The organism is Citrobacter sp. A316, assembly GCF_002042945.1.
In the GTDB taxonomy this organism is placed as follows: Bacteria; Pseudomonadota; Gammaproteobacteria; order Enterobacterales; family Enterobacteriaceae; genus Citrobacter; species Citrobacter portucalensis.
Genome location: NZ_MVFZ01000009.1, coordinates 152686 through 168819 on the forward strand (window position 1 = coordinate 152686; position 16134 = coordinate 168819).

Consider the following 16134-nt stretch of genomic DNA (forward strand, 5'->3'; position numbering starts at 1 on the left):
GAGTATAGCGGGAAATTTCTAACGAGTTATTAAAGAAAACTTACCATCCTGTGAAACTATTAATTTTGTATTGCGATATATCCTAAACAACATCAAAAAAATGCGCATGACTCATCTAATTTATTCACTGGCATTGTTTTTCTTCATTCGGTACAACAGAAGGGTTTAATTTTCAGGATATTTTCTGCTTATGCGCATTAATCTGGATGTTTTGCTTATTCTCGACGCACTCGACAAACAGGGTTCATTTGCCGCAGCGGCCGAGTCGCTGTTTAAAACCCCTGCCGCACTCAGCTATATGATTCAGAAGCTGGAAAGCGATTTGAATATCGAGCTGCTTGATCGTTCCGGGCACCGGGCAAAATTTACCGATACCGGACAGATGATGCTGGAAAAAGGGCGTTTGCTGCTGAATGCGGCAAAAGATCTCGAAAAGCAGGCGGTGCAACTGAGTTCAGGCTGGGAAAAAGAGCTGGCGATTGCGCTGGACGACTCCTTTCCTTTCGCCGCGCTGTTACCCATTATCGATGAATTTCACGCGCTGAATAAGCAAACTCGCCTCAGTTTTACACACCATACGCTGGCGGGCTCCTGGGAGGAGCTGACCCATAATGGAGCAGATATCATCCTGGGAGCGATCAATGAACCGCCAACGTCAGCGGCCTGGTCCTACAAAATGCTCGGCACGTTGGACAATGTATTTGTCGTGGCACCTCAGCATCCGCTGGCCGCAGCGCCAGATGACCTGACTAACGAGCAGCTGTGCCTGCATCGGGCGATTGTTATCAGCGACAGCGCTCGCTTCTGCCATCCGTTACAAACCAATCTGATGGAGGAACAGGCGCAAATCCGCGTCGATGACTTCCACAGCAAAGTGATGCTACTGCGGGCCGGTATGGGCTGCGGATTTCTCCCCCGCCATATTGCCAGCCCGTGGCTTACCACGGGCGAGCTGGTGGAAAAAACGGTTATCTCATTTCGCCAAAAAGACGTGGCTTATATGGCATGGCGCAATAACCGCGATGGGCTGGCACAGCGCTGGTGGCGGGAAACGCTGCTGGCAAGCCCGGAGATTGCACGTTTGTATCAATGACCTACCCATACCGAGGCAGAAATCGCCGGCAGAGTCAGGATATCGTCGGCAAGCATGCCGTTGCCCTCTTTGTGCTGCCATTGACTGACGCTCAGTAATGGCGAGGCTGGCAGGACCACTTCACAAGCGTGGCCACGGTTAATTGCCACCAGTACGCGCTGGCGGTTTAGCACCCGCGCAAACACCACCACGTTATCCTCAGCGTAAATCACCTGGCAACCACCGTGGCGAAGCGCCTGATTCTGGTGGCGTAATTTTGCCAACCGCTGATACAACGCCAGCAGATTAGCGTCCTGCTTTTCAGGCTGCCACGGGAATGGTTTGCGACAAAACGGATCGTTGTTCCCGTCCAGTCCCACTTCGTCACCGTAGTAAATACAGGGCACGCCAGGCCAGGTAAACAGCCACACCACCGCTAGCGGTAACCGTGCGACGTCTTTACCGAGCAGAGATTTAAAGCGGGCAGTATCGTGGCTGTCGAGCTGATTAAACATCCGCAGCTGTTGCTGATGAGACAAACCCGCGCGGTAGTTATCCATCCACGCCATACAGGTCTGGGCATCAATGGATTGCGGATCGTATGAAATATCGGTATTGGCAAGGAATCCCCAGAGGGGGAAAGTAAAGCCGCGATAATTCATGGCGGCATCTTCTGCATCGGCCTGCAACCACTGGCGCGCATCGCCAAAATGCTCGCCCACCACATACGCCTCTGACTGCGTTTCTTTTGCCGCCTGCGTAATTCCGGCCACATGTTGTAGGTTGTTACGTGCACCTCCGGCCTCTCCCAGCATGTGCACTACATCAAGACGCCAGCCGTCCATACTCCACGGCGCTTTCAGCCAGTGGCGGACGATACTATCTTCACCACGATAAATTTCATTCACCAGGCTTTCCGAGGAAAAGTCCAGCTTAGGTAAGCTGGAATACCCCAGCCAGTCGAGTGCAACGCCATCGGCTGAGAAATGATACCAGTCGCGCCAGGGAGATTCTGGGTTATGGCACGCCCCGTCCGTCCCCCAATTATGTCGGTCAAACCAGGCGTGCGAATCACCGCTATGGTTAAAGACGCCGTCCAGAATCAGACGCATACCCTGCTGTTGGGTGTTGTGCCGCAGGCGCAGCAGCGCCCTGTCGCCACCAAATTGCGGATCAACATGACGGTAATCTTCGGTATCGTATTTATGCACGCTCGGGGCGGTAAATACAGGATTCAGGTACAGCGCCGTGACCCCTAACGTTTTCAGGTACGGTAGCTTTTCGCTGATGCCGTCCAAATCTCCGCCATAAAACGTGGAGCCACCGGCCAGGGCTGTAAGCGGTTCGTCCCATTCACGCCGTAAGATGTCGTGTCCGGCCGCGTGGTGATAATAGACGTTATCCTGGCCCGCTTCACGTGACTGGCTGCGGGCAAAACGGTCCGGGAAAATTTGGTAAAAAACCTGGTCAGCGACCCACTGCGGACCGTTATCCGGCACATCAACCGCAAACTGCTCCAGACGCGCAGGCGGAAAACGGCTGAATCCCTGTGGGGTGAACCACAGCTGACGATCGAGCCAAAGTAATTTAAAGCTATAGCGTCGACGAGGCTGCCCGCTGGAGAGATCGATCGCCGCTCGCCACGCGGTCACACCCGGCTGCGGCTGGCTGCGCTGCTTGTGCATAGCCAGCGAAATCTCTTCGTTATCGTTTTCTGCGCGTAGCGTCACCCGCTGGGGTGGATTTTCCCCCGCCAGCCATAATGTAATCGTCAGTTGATCTTTGTTTTGCTTAACAAATGGGGCAACCGGAAGGTGCCAGGCGTTCAACATCACGTATCCCCTTTGATGATAATGACGTCACCTTGCCATAGCGAAGTACAGGATCACTCATCATCTTAACGTTTATTGGGGGAGGAGTTCGGGGGAGGAGAAAATTACCGGGTAACGCAAAGCTACCCGGCAAAAATATTACTGTGCTTCAGCCAGTTGGCGCTCGCGACGGCGCTTGAATCCCCAGCCGACCAGCAGCAGGACAATCCACGCAAAGCCGACGTACAGCGAAATGCGGGTATCCGGATGATAGCCGATGAGCGCGATGATAAAGACCAGGAAAATCAGGCCAACAACGGTCGTCGTTACCCCACCCGGTACTTTAAATTTCAGCGCTTTGACCTCTTCTGGCGGCAGACGACGACGGAAAGCAATCTGCGACAGCAGGATCATAATCCACACCCATACCGTGGCGAAGGTCGCCAAAGAGGCGATCACCAGGAAGACATTTTCCGGCATGATGTAGTTAAGATACACCGCAAACAGCAGCGCAATAGTCATCACCATCACCGTAACCCACGGCACGCCACGACGCGACGTCTTGGCGAACATTTTCGGGGCACTGCCCTGCTCCGCCATGCCGTGCAGCATACGCCCCACACCGAAGACGTCAGAGTTAATAGCCGACAGCGACGCAGTCAGAACCACAAAGTTGAGGATCCCGGCAGCAAAGGTAATGCCCATATGCTGGAACGTCATAACGAACGGGCTACCGTCGGTACCCACCTGGTTCCACGGGTAGATAGACATAATGACGAACAGCGTCCCCACATAAAACACCAGGATACGCATTGGTACGGAATTGATGGCGCGCGGAATAGATTTTTCCGGGTCTTTGGCTTCGCCTGCGGTAATCCCGATAATCTCAATCCCGCCATAGGCAAACATCACCATTTGCAGCGACATCACCATGCCGAGCCAGCCGTTGCTGAAGAAGCCACCGTTGCTCCATAAGTTATGGATACCGGTCGGTTGCCCGCCGTTGCCAATCCCCCAAATGATGATGCCGAAACCGGCGACAATCATGATGATAATGGTGGCGACTTTGAAGAACGAGAACCAGAACTCCAGCTCACCAAACACCTTCACGCTCATCAGGTTAATGGCGCAGATAATCAGCACCACGCTGAGTACCCAAATCCAGTGCGGTACCGCCGGGAACCAGACGCCCATGTATATGCCGAAGGCAGTCACGTCGGCAATGGCGACAATCAGGATTTCAAAACAGTAGGTCCAGCCGGTAATGTAGCCTGCCAGCGGTCCGAGGTTTTCCTGCGCATAGCGCGAGAAGGAGCTGGCTGCCGGGTTATGAACAGACATTTCGCCCAGCGCACGCATAATAATGTACGCCGCTACACCGCCGATAATATAGGCCAGCAACACGCTTGGGCCCGCCATTTTGATGGCGTCGGCCGAGCCGTAAAACAGCCCGGTACCAATTGCTGAACCTAATGCCATAAAGCGGATGTGCCGGGTGCTCAGCCCACGCTTTAGCTTGTTATTACTTTCCATCGATTCCTAACCTGTTAACACAATAAAAAAACCACGGGGCCATGTTAATAGCCCCGTGGTTAAAACTTATTGTCAGTGATATTAGTGTGCGCTGGAGGTCACTTGTCGACCCGCGGCGCGATCCCAGATAACTGCCAGGACCACCATCACGACTGTTGGCATCAACCACGCCAGCCCTTGCTCCGCCAGCGGTAAACGCTGGGTCCAGGCCGGTAACACGTCGCCAATTGCAGAAGCTTTAATGCCATCAAGGATACCAAAAATCAGGCTGATAAACATCGCAGGTGCAATGACGCGGGAAGAATTATGCCACCATGAGCGGGTAAAGCTTAATACAACCAGTGCGATACATGGCGGATAGATAGCCGTCAGTACCGGAATAGAGATCTGAATCAGATGGCTCAGACCCAGGTTAGAAACCACCATCGAGAAGCCGCCGAGGATAAATACCAGCGTACGATAAGACAGTGGAACGTACTGGGCAAAGAACTCTGCGCACGCACAGGTCAGGCCAACCGCGGTGACCAGACAAGCGATGAAAATCAGCGCCGCCAGCAGGAAGCTTCCTGCACCGCCAAAGGTGTGCTGAACATACGCGTGCAGAATTGCCGCGCCGTTAGCAGACTGATCGACCAGAATCGCGCTATCTGAACCCAGACGGAACAGCGCGAGATACAGCAGCGTTAAGCCCACACCCGCCATTAAACCCGCCCAAACGGTGTAACGGGTCAGCAGACGCGCCTCAGTAACACCACGCGAGCGAGCGGCGTTAACGATAACAATACCAAACACCATCGCGCCCAGCGTATCCATGGTCAGATACCCGTTCACGAAGCCATTAGAAAACGCCGCGGTTTGATAGGCTTCCATCGCATTACTGATCGGGCCTGCTGGCCAGACGATTGCAGCGACAGACAGGACCACCAGCGCCAGGATTTTCAGCGGTGCCAGGAAATTACCCACCGTATCCAGCAGTTTGCCCGGATACAGCGAAACCAGAATGACAATCGCGAAATAGATAACGCTATAGATAAACAGCGGCAGCGCAGAATCACCGGTCAGCGGTGCAATCCCGACTTCGAAAGAGACCGTAGCGGTACGCGGGGTAGCAAATAACGGCCCAACGGCCAGATAGCAAACGGTCGCCAGCAGCAGACCAGCAACTTTACCGATAGGTGTGCTCAGTCGGTCCACACCACCACCGACTTTCGCCAGCGCGACAACGGTAAGTACCGGCAGGCCAACGGCGGTAATCAAAAAGCCAAAAGCCGCAGTCCAGACGTGTTCACCTGCCTGCAAACCAACCATGGGGGGGAAGATGATGTTACCTGCACCAACGAACAGTGCAAATGTCATAAATCCCAAAGCGATAATATCGCGCGATTTTAACTGATGGGTCATAAAGTCTTACTGCCTGTGGATGTGGTGTTGAAAATAGTAAATTTTTGCCTTTCCCTGGGGGACAATACAGCGGCATTTTTGCTCAATTTCAGCGGGAAATACTCCCGACCTGGCGCGGCGAAGAATAGTTTTTCGATTTACCGCGTAAATGCAGTCGGTATGACAGCACCTGGAGCGCAATTTAAACGCTTATAACGTTTTAAAGCAAGGTGGGATCCAAAAACCAGAACAATATAGCGATATGAAAAATAGGGTTAGCACAAAACACCATTTCATGGAAAAAGGTATGGGTAATAGTTCGAACAAAAAACAATCAAACGTCGTAAAATTCAGGAGGCATATATTGACCACATAAAAAAAACCAGCTTACGCTGGCTTTTGGAAAGATTATCTTACGAATACGTCTTAGCCGTTACTTTTGGCAATGAAACGTTCCGGGATCACGAAACTAAATCGCGTCCCTTTGCCTGGTTCGCTTTCGATATTCAAACGGCTGTCGTGATGATGCAGCGCATGTTTCACGATGGCAAGGCCCAGCCCGCTACCGCCCGTTTGCCGCGATCGCGCCTTATCCACACGATAAAAACGTTCGGTCAAACGTGGAATATGCTCGGGGGCAATGCCCGGACCGTTGTCTTCCACGCAAAACTCCGCCCCCGACGCCACATGCTGCCAGCGTACGGTAATGTGCGTTCCCGCTGGTGTGTGGTTCACCGCGTTGTACACAAGATTTGAGATAGCGCTACGCAACTGTTCCTCGTTGCCTCGCACGTTCAGGCTGTTATCGATATCAAAGGTAAACGTATGTTTATGCTGGCTCAGGGTTTGCGCTTCGTGCTCGATCACACGCAGCATCATGGGCACATCGACTTTCTCATTCAGTTGCAACGTCGGCGCAGCTTCAATTTTTGACAGCGTCAGCAGCTGTTTCACCAGGCCTTCCATACGGTACGTTTGTTCGCGCATGGTATGCAGCGCTTTTTCGCGCGTTGACCCTTCCAGCGGATGCTCCTGCATCATTTCCAGGTAACCTTGCAGCACCGTCAGCGGCGTGCGCAGCTCATGGCTGGCGTTGGCGAAAAAGTTACGCCGTGAACCTTCCAGTTGGTGCATCTGGGTAACGTCGCGCGCCACCATCAGCAATTGCTTATCGGTATAGGGCATCACGCGAATTTCCAGATGCCGTCCGGTATTAAGCACCAGATTGATTGGCCGGCTAAAATCGCGCGTTTTCAGATATTGTGTGAATTCCGGGTAACGCAGCAGGTTAAGAATATTTTGCCCGCTATCGTCTGGCCAGCGCAGTCCCAGAACCTGCTGAGCCAGTCCGTTACACCAGAAGATACCGCCTTCTTCGGTGGTCAGCACCACCGCATCGGGCAGCGATTCCGCCCCGCTGCGAAAACGCTTAATCAAATTACCCAGTTCACGACGGCGTTTTTTGTTACGAAGCTGCATTTGATGCAGTCCGTATAACAACGGCTCCCAACTGCCTCGCCCCGGCGGCGGCGTCATACTTCTGTCGACCCATAACCACCAGGACAAACGTAATAAATTCCAGAAATGCCAGATAAGCAGGCCCGTTACCGACGCCAGTAAAAACCAGGGCAGGTAACCAAAAAAAGCGCTAAGGATAAATGCCGGTATGCAGCACAGGATCAGCTCCAGTACCAACCTTTTCCATGACAATCGTTCTAGCAAACGTCTTACTCCATAAACGGCCTAATCCATCAGGCCCTGATTCTTGTCAGTCAGAAGCGGGTCGAAAAACGATATCCCGTCCCGCGAACTGTCTGCACCATTCGATCGTGTCCGCTGTGCTCCAGCGCTTTACGTAAGCGGCGGATATGCACATCCACTGTCCGGTCTTCCACGTAGACATTGGTTCCCCAGACATGATTGAGGAGTTGTTCACGGCTGTAGACGCGCTCGGGGTGAGTCATAAAGAAGTGCAACAGTTTGAATTCGGTCGGCCCCATATCCAGCGGTTCTTCGCCGGTCATCACGCGATGCGAAGTGGGATCAAGACTCAGCCCCTGCATCTCAATAACCTCTTCCACCGCCATGGGGGAAATACGACGCAGCACAGCTTTAATACGCGCCACCAGCTCCTTGGGAGAAAACGGCTTGGTAATATAATCATCCGCACCGGTTTCCAGACCCCGGACGCGATCTTCCTCTTCTCCCCTCGCCGTCAGCATCATCACGGGGATGTCCCGGGTCATGGCTTCGCGCTTGAGATGCTTAATAAACTGCAGACCCGAGCCGCCGGGAAGCATCCAGTCAAGCAGGACGAGATCCGGCCAGGGTTCATTGAGTTGGTTCACAGCACTGTCATAGTCTTCGGCTTCTACGGGTTGAAAACCGTTTTGCTCGAGCACGAAGCAGACCATTTCACGAATTGGAGCTTCATCTTCTACGACCAGAATACGTCTCGCCATGATTTGCCCTGTTTATAATTAAATCGTTTGCCATCAATACGGTGCCATTATGCGTCAGTTTTATGACAGATTTATGAAAAGATAGCCCAGGTTTAACGCAGCCCGACGAATTATGACAGCCCGGAGACAAGATATTACCGTCCTTGAAAGGTTATAATCCCCGCCATTGTTTTATCGTCATGGAACTCTTATGCGCATCCTTCACACGTCTGACTGGCATCTGGGCCAAAATTTCTACAGCAAGAGCCGCGCCGCTGAACATCAGGCCTTTCTCGACTGGCTGCTGGAGACGGCACAATCCCAGCAGGTGGATGCCATTATTGTGGCAGGTGATATTTTTGATACCGGCTCTCCGCCAAGCTACGCCCGTGAGCTGTATAACCGTTTTGTCGTTAATTTACAGCAAACCGGCTGTCATCTGGTGGTGCTGGCAGGCAACCACGACTCCGTCGCCACGCTCAATGAATCCCGCGATATTCTGGCGTTTCTCAACACCACGGTCGTTGCCAGCGCCGGCCATGCGCCGCAGGTACTGCCGCAACGTGACGGCTCACCGGGGGCGATCCTGTGTCCGGTTCCTTTCTTACGTCCGCGTGACATCATTACCAGCCAGGCCGGGCTGACCGGACAAGAAAAACAGCAGCATCTGCTGGGCGCCATCACCGACTATTACCAGCAGCAGTATCAGGACGCCTGCACGCTGCGTGGCGATCGGAATCTGCCCATCATTGCGACCGGGCATTTGACCACCGTCGGCGCCAGTAAAAGTGACGCCGTACGTGACATTTATATCGGTACGCTGGACGCCTTTCCGGCGCAAAATTTCCCACCAGCGGATTACATCGCGCTGGGGCATATTCACCGGGCGCAGATTATCGGCGGCACGGAACATATTCGCTACTGCGGTTCGCCGATCGCACTCAGTTTTGACGAATGCGGCAAAAGCAAATGTGTACATCTGGTGAGCTTTGAAGCGGGGAAACTCAGCGCCGTTGAAAACCTCACCGTACCGGTCACCCAGCCGCTTGCAGTACTGAAAGGCGATTTAGCCGCCATTACCGCCCAGCTTGAGCAGTGGCGCGACGTACAGCAAGAGCCGCCGGTATGGCTGGATATTGAAATCACCACCGACGACTATCTGCATGACATGCAACGTAAGATTCAGGCCTTAACCGAAGATTTACCGGTAGAGGTGTTACTGGTGCGCCGCAGTCGGGAACAGCGCGAACGAATTATGGCCAATGAACGACGCGAAACGTTAAGCGAGCTGAGCGTAACGGAGGTTTTTGACCGTCGCCTGGCGCTGGAAGAGCTCGAAGAGCCTCAGCGCGACCGGCTGAATCAGCTGTTTAGCGCAACCTTACACACGCTTGCCGGGGAGAGTGAAGCATGAAAATTCTCAGCCTGCGTCTGAAGAACCTCAACTCCCTGAAGGGAGAATGGAAAGTCGATTTCACGGCAGAACCTTTTGCCAGCAATGGACTGTTCGCCATCACCGGGCCAACGGGCGCGGGGAAAACCACCCTGCTGGACGCGATTTGCCTTGCGCTGTACCACGAAACGCCGCGCCTGAATACCGTGTCACAGTCGCAAAATGACCTGATGACCCGCGACACCGCGGAGTGTCTGGCCGAGGTCGAGTTTGAGGTGCGCGGCGAAGCCTACCGCGCATTCTGGAGCCAGAACCGGGCACGCAACCAACCTGAGGGCAATCTGCAGGTCCCACGCGTAGAACTGGCCCGCTGCGCGGACGGTAAAATCCTCGCTGATAAAGTCAAAGACAAGCTGGAGATGACCGCCGAGCTTACCGGGCTGGATTACGGACGTTTTACCCGTTCAATGCTGCTGTCTCAGGGGCAGTTTGCCGCCTTTCTTAATGCCAAACCGAAAGAGCGCGCCGAGCTGCTGGAAGAGTTAACTGGTACTGAGATCTATGGCCAAATCTCCGCCATGGTGTTTGAAAAGCACAAATCAGCGCGCACGGAGCTGGAAAAACTGCAGGCCCAGGCCAGCGGCGTGGCGCTGTTAGCACCAGAGCAGGTGCAGTCCCTGACAGAAAGTTTGCAGGTACTTACTGACGAAGAAAAACAATACCTTACCAGCCAACAAACCCAGCAGCAGCACCTCAACTGGCTTATTCGGCAAAATGAGCTTCAGACGGACATTAACCGCCACCAGCAGGCATTACAGGCAGCACTTCAGGCGCAAGAAGACGCGCAGCCACAGCTGGCAGCGCTGAGCCTGGCGCAACCGGCCAGAGCGTTACGCCCGCACTGGGAGCGAATCCAGGAACAAACGGCTACTATCGAGCGTACGCGCCAGAAGATTCAGGAAGTGAATGCTCGCTTACAAAGCAGCTTAGCGCTGCGCGGACGCATCCGTCAGCAGGCGCACACGCAGTCAGCCGCTATGCTGGCCGAACAACAGACGTTAACCGACTGGCTGAACGAGCATGACCGCTTCCGCTTATGGAGTAGCGAACTGGCGGGATGGAAAGCGCTGCTGGCGCAACAGTCCGACGCCAGTGCCCAGCTACGCCAGTGGCAGCAACTGCGGGAGAACGACACACGTAAGCTCGATGCACTGGCGCTTCCTGCGCTGACCCTTTCGCCGCAGGAAGTGACAGAAGCGCTGGCGCAACATGTGCAGCTTCGTCCGCTACGCCAGCGCCTCAGTAATCTGCACGGACAAATCGCCCCGAAGCAAAAGCAGCTGGCACAGCTACGCGATTCACTGGCGCAGCGCCAGCAAGAGTTGACCCAGCGCAACGCGGTACTTGCCGAGAAACGCCAGCGCTATAAAGATAAAAACCAGCAGCTTGCCGATGTGAGAGTCATTTGCGAGCAGGAAGCCCGCATCAAAGATCTGGAAAGCCAGCGGACATTGCTGGAATCCGGCAAACCTTGTCCGCTTTGTGGCTCTACCACACATCCGGCTATTGAGCGTTACCAGACGCTCGAGTTGAGCGTGAATCAGACGCGGCGTGAGGCGCTGGAAAAAGAGGTCAAAACGCTGGCCGATGAGGGTTCAACACTGCGCGGGCAGCTTGAGGCGATAACCCAGCAACTTCAGCGCGATGAACGCGAAGTACAGACGCTTTCTCAGGAGGAGCAAGCACTTACTCAAGAGTGGCAAACCGTCACCACCAGCCTCAACGTCCCCCTGCAACCGCAGGATGACATCGCCCCGTGGCTGGCCGCTCAGGAAGAGCACGAACAACAGCTTCATCAGTTGAGCTTGCGTCATACCCTGCAGGCGCAAATCGCCGCCCATACCGAGCAGATTACTCAACTCCAACAGCATATTGACCAGCGCCAGGCGACGTTAACCGCCGAGCTGGCCCGTCATGGTCTGGCCCTTCCGCCTGAGGATGAAGTCGCCTCATGGCTAAGCGAACGGGCGAACGAAGCGCAAATGTGGCAACAGCGCCAGAATGAACTTGCCGAGTTACAGGCCCGGATTGCCCAGCTTGCGCCGTTACTGGAAACGCTGCCAGAATCTGAGGCGCGTTCTGAGAACATTCAGGATTTGTCGCTGGAAAACTGGCGGCAGGTGCACGACGATTGCCTCTCCTTACAGGGACAGTGGCAAACCTTGCAGCAACAGGAGGCGCAGGACGCTCAGCGTGCCGCAGAAATTCAGGCGCAGTTTGATGCCGCGTTGCAGGCCAGCATTTTTGATAGTCGTGATGCGTTTATTGCCGCCCTGCTGGATGAAGAGACCTTTAACCGCCTTGAGCAGTTGAAACAATCGCTGGAAAACCAGCAACAACAGGCACAAACGCTGCTTAATCAGGCTCAGCAGGCGCTGGCGACTCATCAACAGCAGCAACTAACCGGGGTGGATCTCACGCTCACGGCACAACATCTTCGCGACACGCTGGCGCAGCTCACCCAGCAGCTACGCGATAACACGACTCGTCAGGGCGAAATTCGCCAGCAGCTTAAGCAAGATGCTGAAAACCGCCAGCAGCAGCAGGCGCTGATGCAGGAGATTGAAAAAGTCGCGCAGCAGGTTGAAGACTGGGGGTATTTAAATACGCTGATCGGCTCGAAAGAGGGAGATAAGTTCCGCAAATTTGCCCAGGGGCTGACGCTGGATAACCTGGTCTGGCTTGCCAACAACCAGTTGACTCGTCTGCATGGTCGCTATTTGTTGCAGCGCAAGGCCAGCGAAGCGCTGGAGCTGGAAGTGGTTGATACCTGGCAGGCCGATGCCGTGCGTGACACGCGTACGCTTTCCGGCGGCGAGAGCTTCCTGGTGAGTCTGGCGCTGGCGCTGGCATTATCCGATCTGGTCAGCCACAAAACACGAATTGACTCCCTGTTCCTCGACGAAGGCTTCGGCACGCTGGACAGCGAAACGCTGGATACCGCTCTGGACGCGCTGGATGCGCTCAACGCTACCGGTAAAACCATTGGCGTGATCAGCCACGTCGAAGCAATGAAAGAACGCATTCCGGTGCAGATCAAAGTGAAAAAAATCAACGGGCTGGGCTACAGCAAACTCGACAAAATGTTTGCAGTGGAGTAATCGGCCAGCGGATGTGATGTCACAGGCCGGATAAGCGCCATCGCTATCCGGCACGGTATGTAGCACAATAATGCATACTCAGGGACGGATATGAAATGGCATTCCACTTCGCTTATCCGCAAGCTATCGCTATTGGCGGCGAACGTTCGCCGCTATGACGCACATCCTGCGTCTTTCTTGTTGGCAGGTGGTATGAAAAAAGTCATTTTCTCTTTAGCGCTGGGAACATTTGGTCTGGGCATGGCCGAGTTTGGCATTATGGGCGTTCTCACCGAGCTGGCGCGGGACGTGGGAATTTCTATTCCTGCCGCTGGCCATATGATTTCGTTTTACGCTTTTGGCGTGGTGCTGGGCGCCCCCATTATTGCGCTCTTTTCCAGCCGCTTTTCACTCAAGCATATTCTGCTGTTTCTGGTCACACTGTGCGTGATTGGCAACGCCATCTTCACCCTCTCCTCCTCCTATTTTATGCTGGCGGTAGGCAGGCTGGTTTCCGGTTTCCCACACGGCGCATTTTTTGGCGTTGGCGCAATTATCCTGTCGAAGCTCGCCCGTCCGGGAAAAGTCACCGCCGCCGTCGCGGGTATGATTTCGGGGATGACCGTTGCTAATCTGGTTGGCATTCCTTTCGGTACCTGGCTGAGCCAGGAATTTAGCTGGCGCTACACGTTTCTGCTGATTGCCGTCTTTAATATCGCCGTAATGGTCTCGGTCGCTTTTTGGATACCCAACATCAGCGATGAGGCAAAAGGGAAACTGCGCGAACAATTTCACTTTTTGAAAAGCCCCGCCCCATGGCTCATCTTTTCCGCCACCATGTTCGGTAACGCCGGGGTTTTCGCCTGGTTCAGCTACGTCAAACCGTACATGATGTATATCTCCGGCTTCTCCGAAGCGCTGATGACCTTCATCATGATGCTGGTAGGATTAGGAATGGTGTTGGGAAATCTGCTGAGCGGTCGGCTGTCTGGTCGCTATACGCCGCTGCGCATTGCGGTGATAACCGACTTCGTGATTGTGCTGGCTCTGCTGTTGCTCTTTGCCTTTGGCGGGATCAAAGCCGCGTCGCTGACCTTCGCCTTTATTTGCTGCGCGGGCCTGTTTGCCCTGTCGGCACCGCTGCAAATTTTGCTGCTGCAAAATGCTAAAGGAGGTGAGCTGCTGGGTGCGGCTGGCGGGCAAATTGCCTTTAATCTCGGTAGCGCGATTGGCGCTTACTGCGGTGGCATGATGCTGACGCTGGGCTTTGCCTACAACTATGTGACGCTGCCGGCGGCACTGCTGTCGTTTTCTGCGATGTCGTCACTGTTGCTGTACGGTCGCCTGAAGCGTGCTGCACCCCAGATGACACACGCTGCCGGATAGCATCTGCGCTACCCGGCTACGCGAACATTACTCCTGCGGCCACAGCCAGGCCGCGCCACGTACGCCGCTGGAGTCACCGTGTAGCGCTCTGCGTAAAGGCGTTTCGCATTCGCCGCCAAAGACAAACTGTTTAATCAACGTCGGAACGTTTTGATACAGTCGGTCGACATTGCTCATTCCACCGCCCAGCACAATGACGTCCGGATCGAGAATATTCACCACATGCGCCAGTGATTTCGCCAGACGACGCTCATAGCGGCTCAATGCCTGCTCCGCAAGAGCATCCTGCGCATTAACAAGGCTGATAATTTCACTGCCTTTGAGCTGCTTACCGCTCAGACGCTGGTAGTCGGTGGCAAAGCCGGTCCCGGAAATGAAAGTTTCAATGCAGCCTTGTTTGCCACAATAACAGGGGACTTCCTGTCGAAAACGCAGCTCATCTTCGTCCATCCATGGCAGCGGATTATGCCCCCACTCGCCCGCGATACCGTTACCGCCCGTGTGCGCCCGACCATTCAGGGCCACGCCTGCGCCACATCCGGTGCCGATAATCACCGCAAACACGGTTTGCGCCCCCGCCGCAGCACCATCCACTGCTTCGGAAACCGCCAGACAGTTGGCATCATTTGCCAACCGCACTTCGCGATTCAGACGCGAACTCAGGTCTTTGTCAAAAGGTTGCCCGTTAAGCCAGGTCGAGTTGGCATTCTTCACCACCCCAGTGTAGGGCGAGATTGAACCTGGAATGCCCATTCCCACGGTTCCCGTCTGCCCGGTGGCGTTTTCCGCCATCTCCACCAGCGTGGCGATGGTTTCTATCGTTTGCCGATAATCATCACGCGGCGTGGGCAGGCGGTGGCGAAAAAGCTGTTCGCCCGCATCGCCAAGCGCAATAACTTCCGTTTTCGTACCGCCTAAATCGATACCTATACGCACTGTTTGCTCCTCTTCCCGATTAACAATGCAAGCATAGCGACAATTCGCTATCATGCCCGCTGGATTTAACGACAAGGCCGTGGAAATTATCATGCTGTGGTTCAAAAATTTAATGGTTTACCGTCTTAGCCGCGATGTTTCTTTGCGTGCCGAAGAGATGGAAAAACAGCTGGCATCAATGACGTTCACCCCTTGCGGTAGCCAGGATATGGCAAAAATGGGCTGGGTTCCGCCGATGGGATCGCACAGCGATGCATTAACGCATACCGCCAATGGCCAAATTATTATCTGCGCCCGCAAAGAAGAAAAAATTCTGCCGTCGCCGGTTATCAAACAGGCGCTGGAAGCCAAAATATTCAAACTGGAAGCTGAGCAAGGTCGCAAACTTAAGAAGACCGAAAAAGACTCGCTGAAAGATGAAGTTCTGCACTCATTGCTGCCGCGCGCCTTTAGCCGCTTCAGCCAGACAATGATGTGGATCGACACCGTCAACGATCTGATCATGGTTGACTGTGCGAGCGCGAAGAAAGCCGAAGATACGCTGGCGCTGCTGCGTAAGAGTCTCGGTTCGCTGCCGGTCGTTCCGCTGACGATGGAAAACCCTATTGAGCTGACGCTGACCGAATGGGTTCGCTCCGGCACAACGGCACAAGGATTCCAGTTGCTGGATGAAGCTGAACTGAAAGCGATCCTTGAAGACGGCGGTGTGATCCGCGCGAAAAAGCAGGATCTGGTCTGCGACGAAATCGCCGTGCATATCGAAGCAGGCAAACTGGTCACCAAGCTGGCCCTCGACTGGCAGCAGCGCATTCAGTTTGTTATGTGTGACGACGGCTCTATTAAGCGCCTGAAGTTCAGCGACGAGTTGCGCGATCAGAACGAAGATATCGACCGCGAAGATTATGCGCAGCGTTTTGATGCCGATTTCATCCTGATGACGGGTGAACTGGCGGCGCTGATTAAAAGTCTGGTGGAAGGATTAGGCGGCGAAGCGCAACGTTAGCCGTGTTTAGCGAATGGCGGCTCAATGTCGCCATTCGTC

Annotated in this window: 11 protein-coding genes; 5 read left to right on the plus strand and 6 right to left on the minus strand. The window is 54.3% G+C overall.

Annotation, left to right across the window (positions count from 1 at the left end; translation table 11 throughout):
* Positions 1 to 190 precede the first annotated feature (190 nt).
* Positions 191 to 1093 (plus strand): LysR family transcriptional regulator, encoded by a 903-nt coding sequence (locus tag BZK41_RS13090; protein WP_079938393.1) that lies wholly within the window; start codon positions 191 to 193, stop codon positions 1091 to 1093.
* Here the strand turns inward: BZK41_RS13090 and malZ are convergent.
* The 5 genes from malZ to phoB form a co-directional block, all read right to left on the minus strand.
* Positions 1087 to 2904: a maltodextrin glucosidase gene (malZ, locus tag BZK41_RS13095; RefSeq protein ID WP_079938394.1), complete on the minus strand. Its 1818-nt coding sequence runs from the start codon at positions 2902 to 2904 to the stop codon at positions 1087 to 1089. The two genes, BZK41_RS13090 and malZ, sit on opposite strands and share 7 nt — an antisense overlap.
* Positions 2905 to 3042: 138 nt before the next feature.
* Entirely contained in the window at positions 3043 to 4416 is a 1374-nt protein-coding gene (proY, locus tag BZK41_RS13100; protein WP_003021504.1) for a proline-specific permease ProY, read from the minus strand.
* Positions 4417 to 4497: 81 nt separating this feature from the next.
* The gene (gene brnQ, locus BZK41_RS13105) at positions 4498 to 5817 is read right to left on the minus strand and encodes a branched-chain amino acid transporter carrier protein BrnQ (protein ID WP_003021501.1); all 1320 of its coding nucleotides are present in this window, start codon (positions 5815 to 5817) and stop codon (positions 4498 to 4500) included.
* 405 nt (positions 5818 to 6222) lie between these two features.
* Positions 6223 to 7518 carry a phosphate regulon sensor histidine kinase PhoR gene (phoR, locus tag BZK41_RS13115; RefSeq protein WP_079938396.1) on the minus strand — a complete coding sequence of 432 codons (1296 nt, stop codon included), beginning with the start codon at positions 7516 to 7518 and terminating at the stop codon, positions 6223 to 6225.
* Positions 7519 to 7568: 50 nt separating this feature from the next.
* A complete protein-coding gene (gene phoB / locus BZK41_RS13120; protein ID WP_003830970.1) occupies positions 7569 to 8258 on the minus strand; it encodes a phosphate response regulator transcription factor PhoB in 690 nt (229 codons plus the stop codon).
* A 190-nt stretch (positions 8259 to 8448) separates the two neighbouring features.
* Between phoB and sbcD the strand changes: the two genes are divergently transcribed.
* From sbcD to araJ, 3 genes are all read left to right on the plus strand, one after another.
* A complete protein-coding gene (gene sbcD, locus BZK41_RS13125; protein ID WP_079938397.1) occupies positions 8449 to 9651 on the plus strand; it encodes an exonuclease subunit SbcD in 1203 nt (400 codons plus the stop codon).
* Positions 9648 to 12791 (plus strand): exonuclease subunit SbcC, encoded by a 3144-nt coding sequence (gene sbcC / locus BZK41_RS13130; RefSeq protein WP_079938398.1) that lies wholly within the window; start codon positions 9648 to 9650, stop codon positions 12789 to 12791. Before sbcD ends, sbcC begins: the two co-directional genes overlap by 4 nt.
* A gap of 192 nt (positions 12792 to 12983) precedes the next feature.
* Positions 12984 to 14156 carry an MFS transporter AraJ gene (araJ, locus tag BZK41_RS13135; protein WP_079938427.1) on the plus strand — a complete coding sequence of 391 codons (1173 nt, stop codon included), beginning with the start codon at positions 12984 to 12986 and terminating at the stop codon, positions 14154 to 14156.
* A 27-nt stretch (positions 14157 to 14183) separates the two neighbouring features.
* Here the strand turns inward: araJ and mak are convergent, their stop codons facing one another.
* The gene (gene mak, locus BZK41_RS13140) at positions 14184 to 15092 is read right to left on the minus strand and encodes a fructokinase (protein WP_079938399.1); all 909 of its coding nucleotides are present in this window, start codon (positions 15090 to 15092) and stop codon (positions 14184 to 14186) included.
* A gap of 91 nt (positions 15093 to 15183) precedes the next feature.
* Here mak and rdgC point away from each other — a divergent pair, with 91 nt between their 5' ends.
* On the plus strand, positions 15184 to 16095 hold the full coding sequence (rdgC, locus tag BZK41_RS13145; protein ID WP_003021479.1) for a recombination-associated protein RdgC: 912 nt from the start codon (positions 15184 to 15186) through the stop codon (positions 16093 to 16095).
* Positions 16096 to 16134 lie beyond the last annotated feature (39 nt).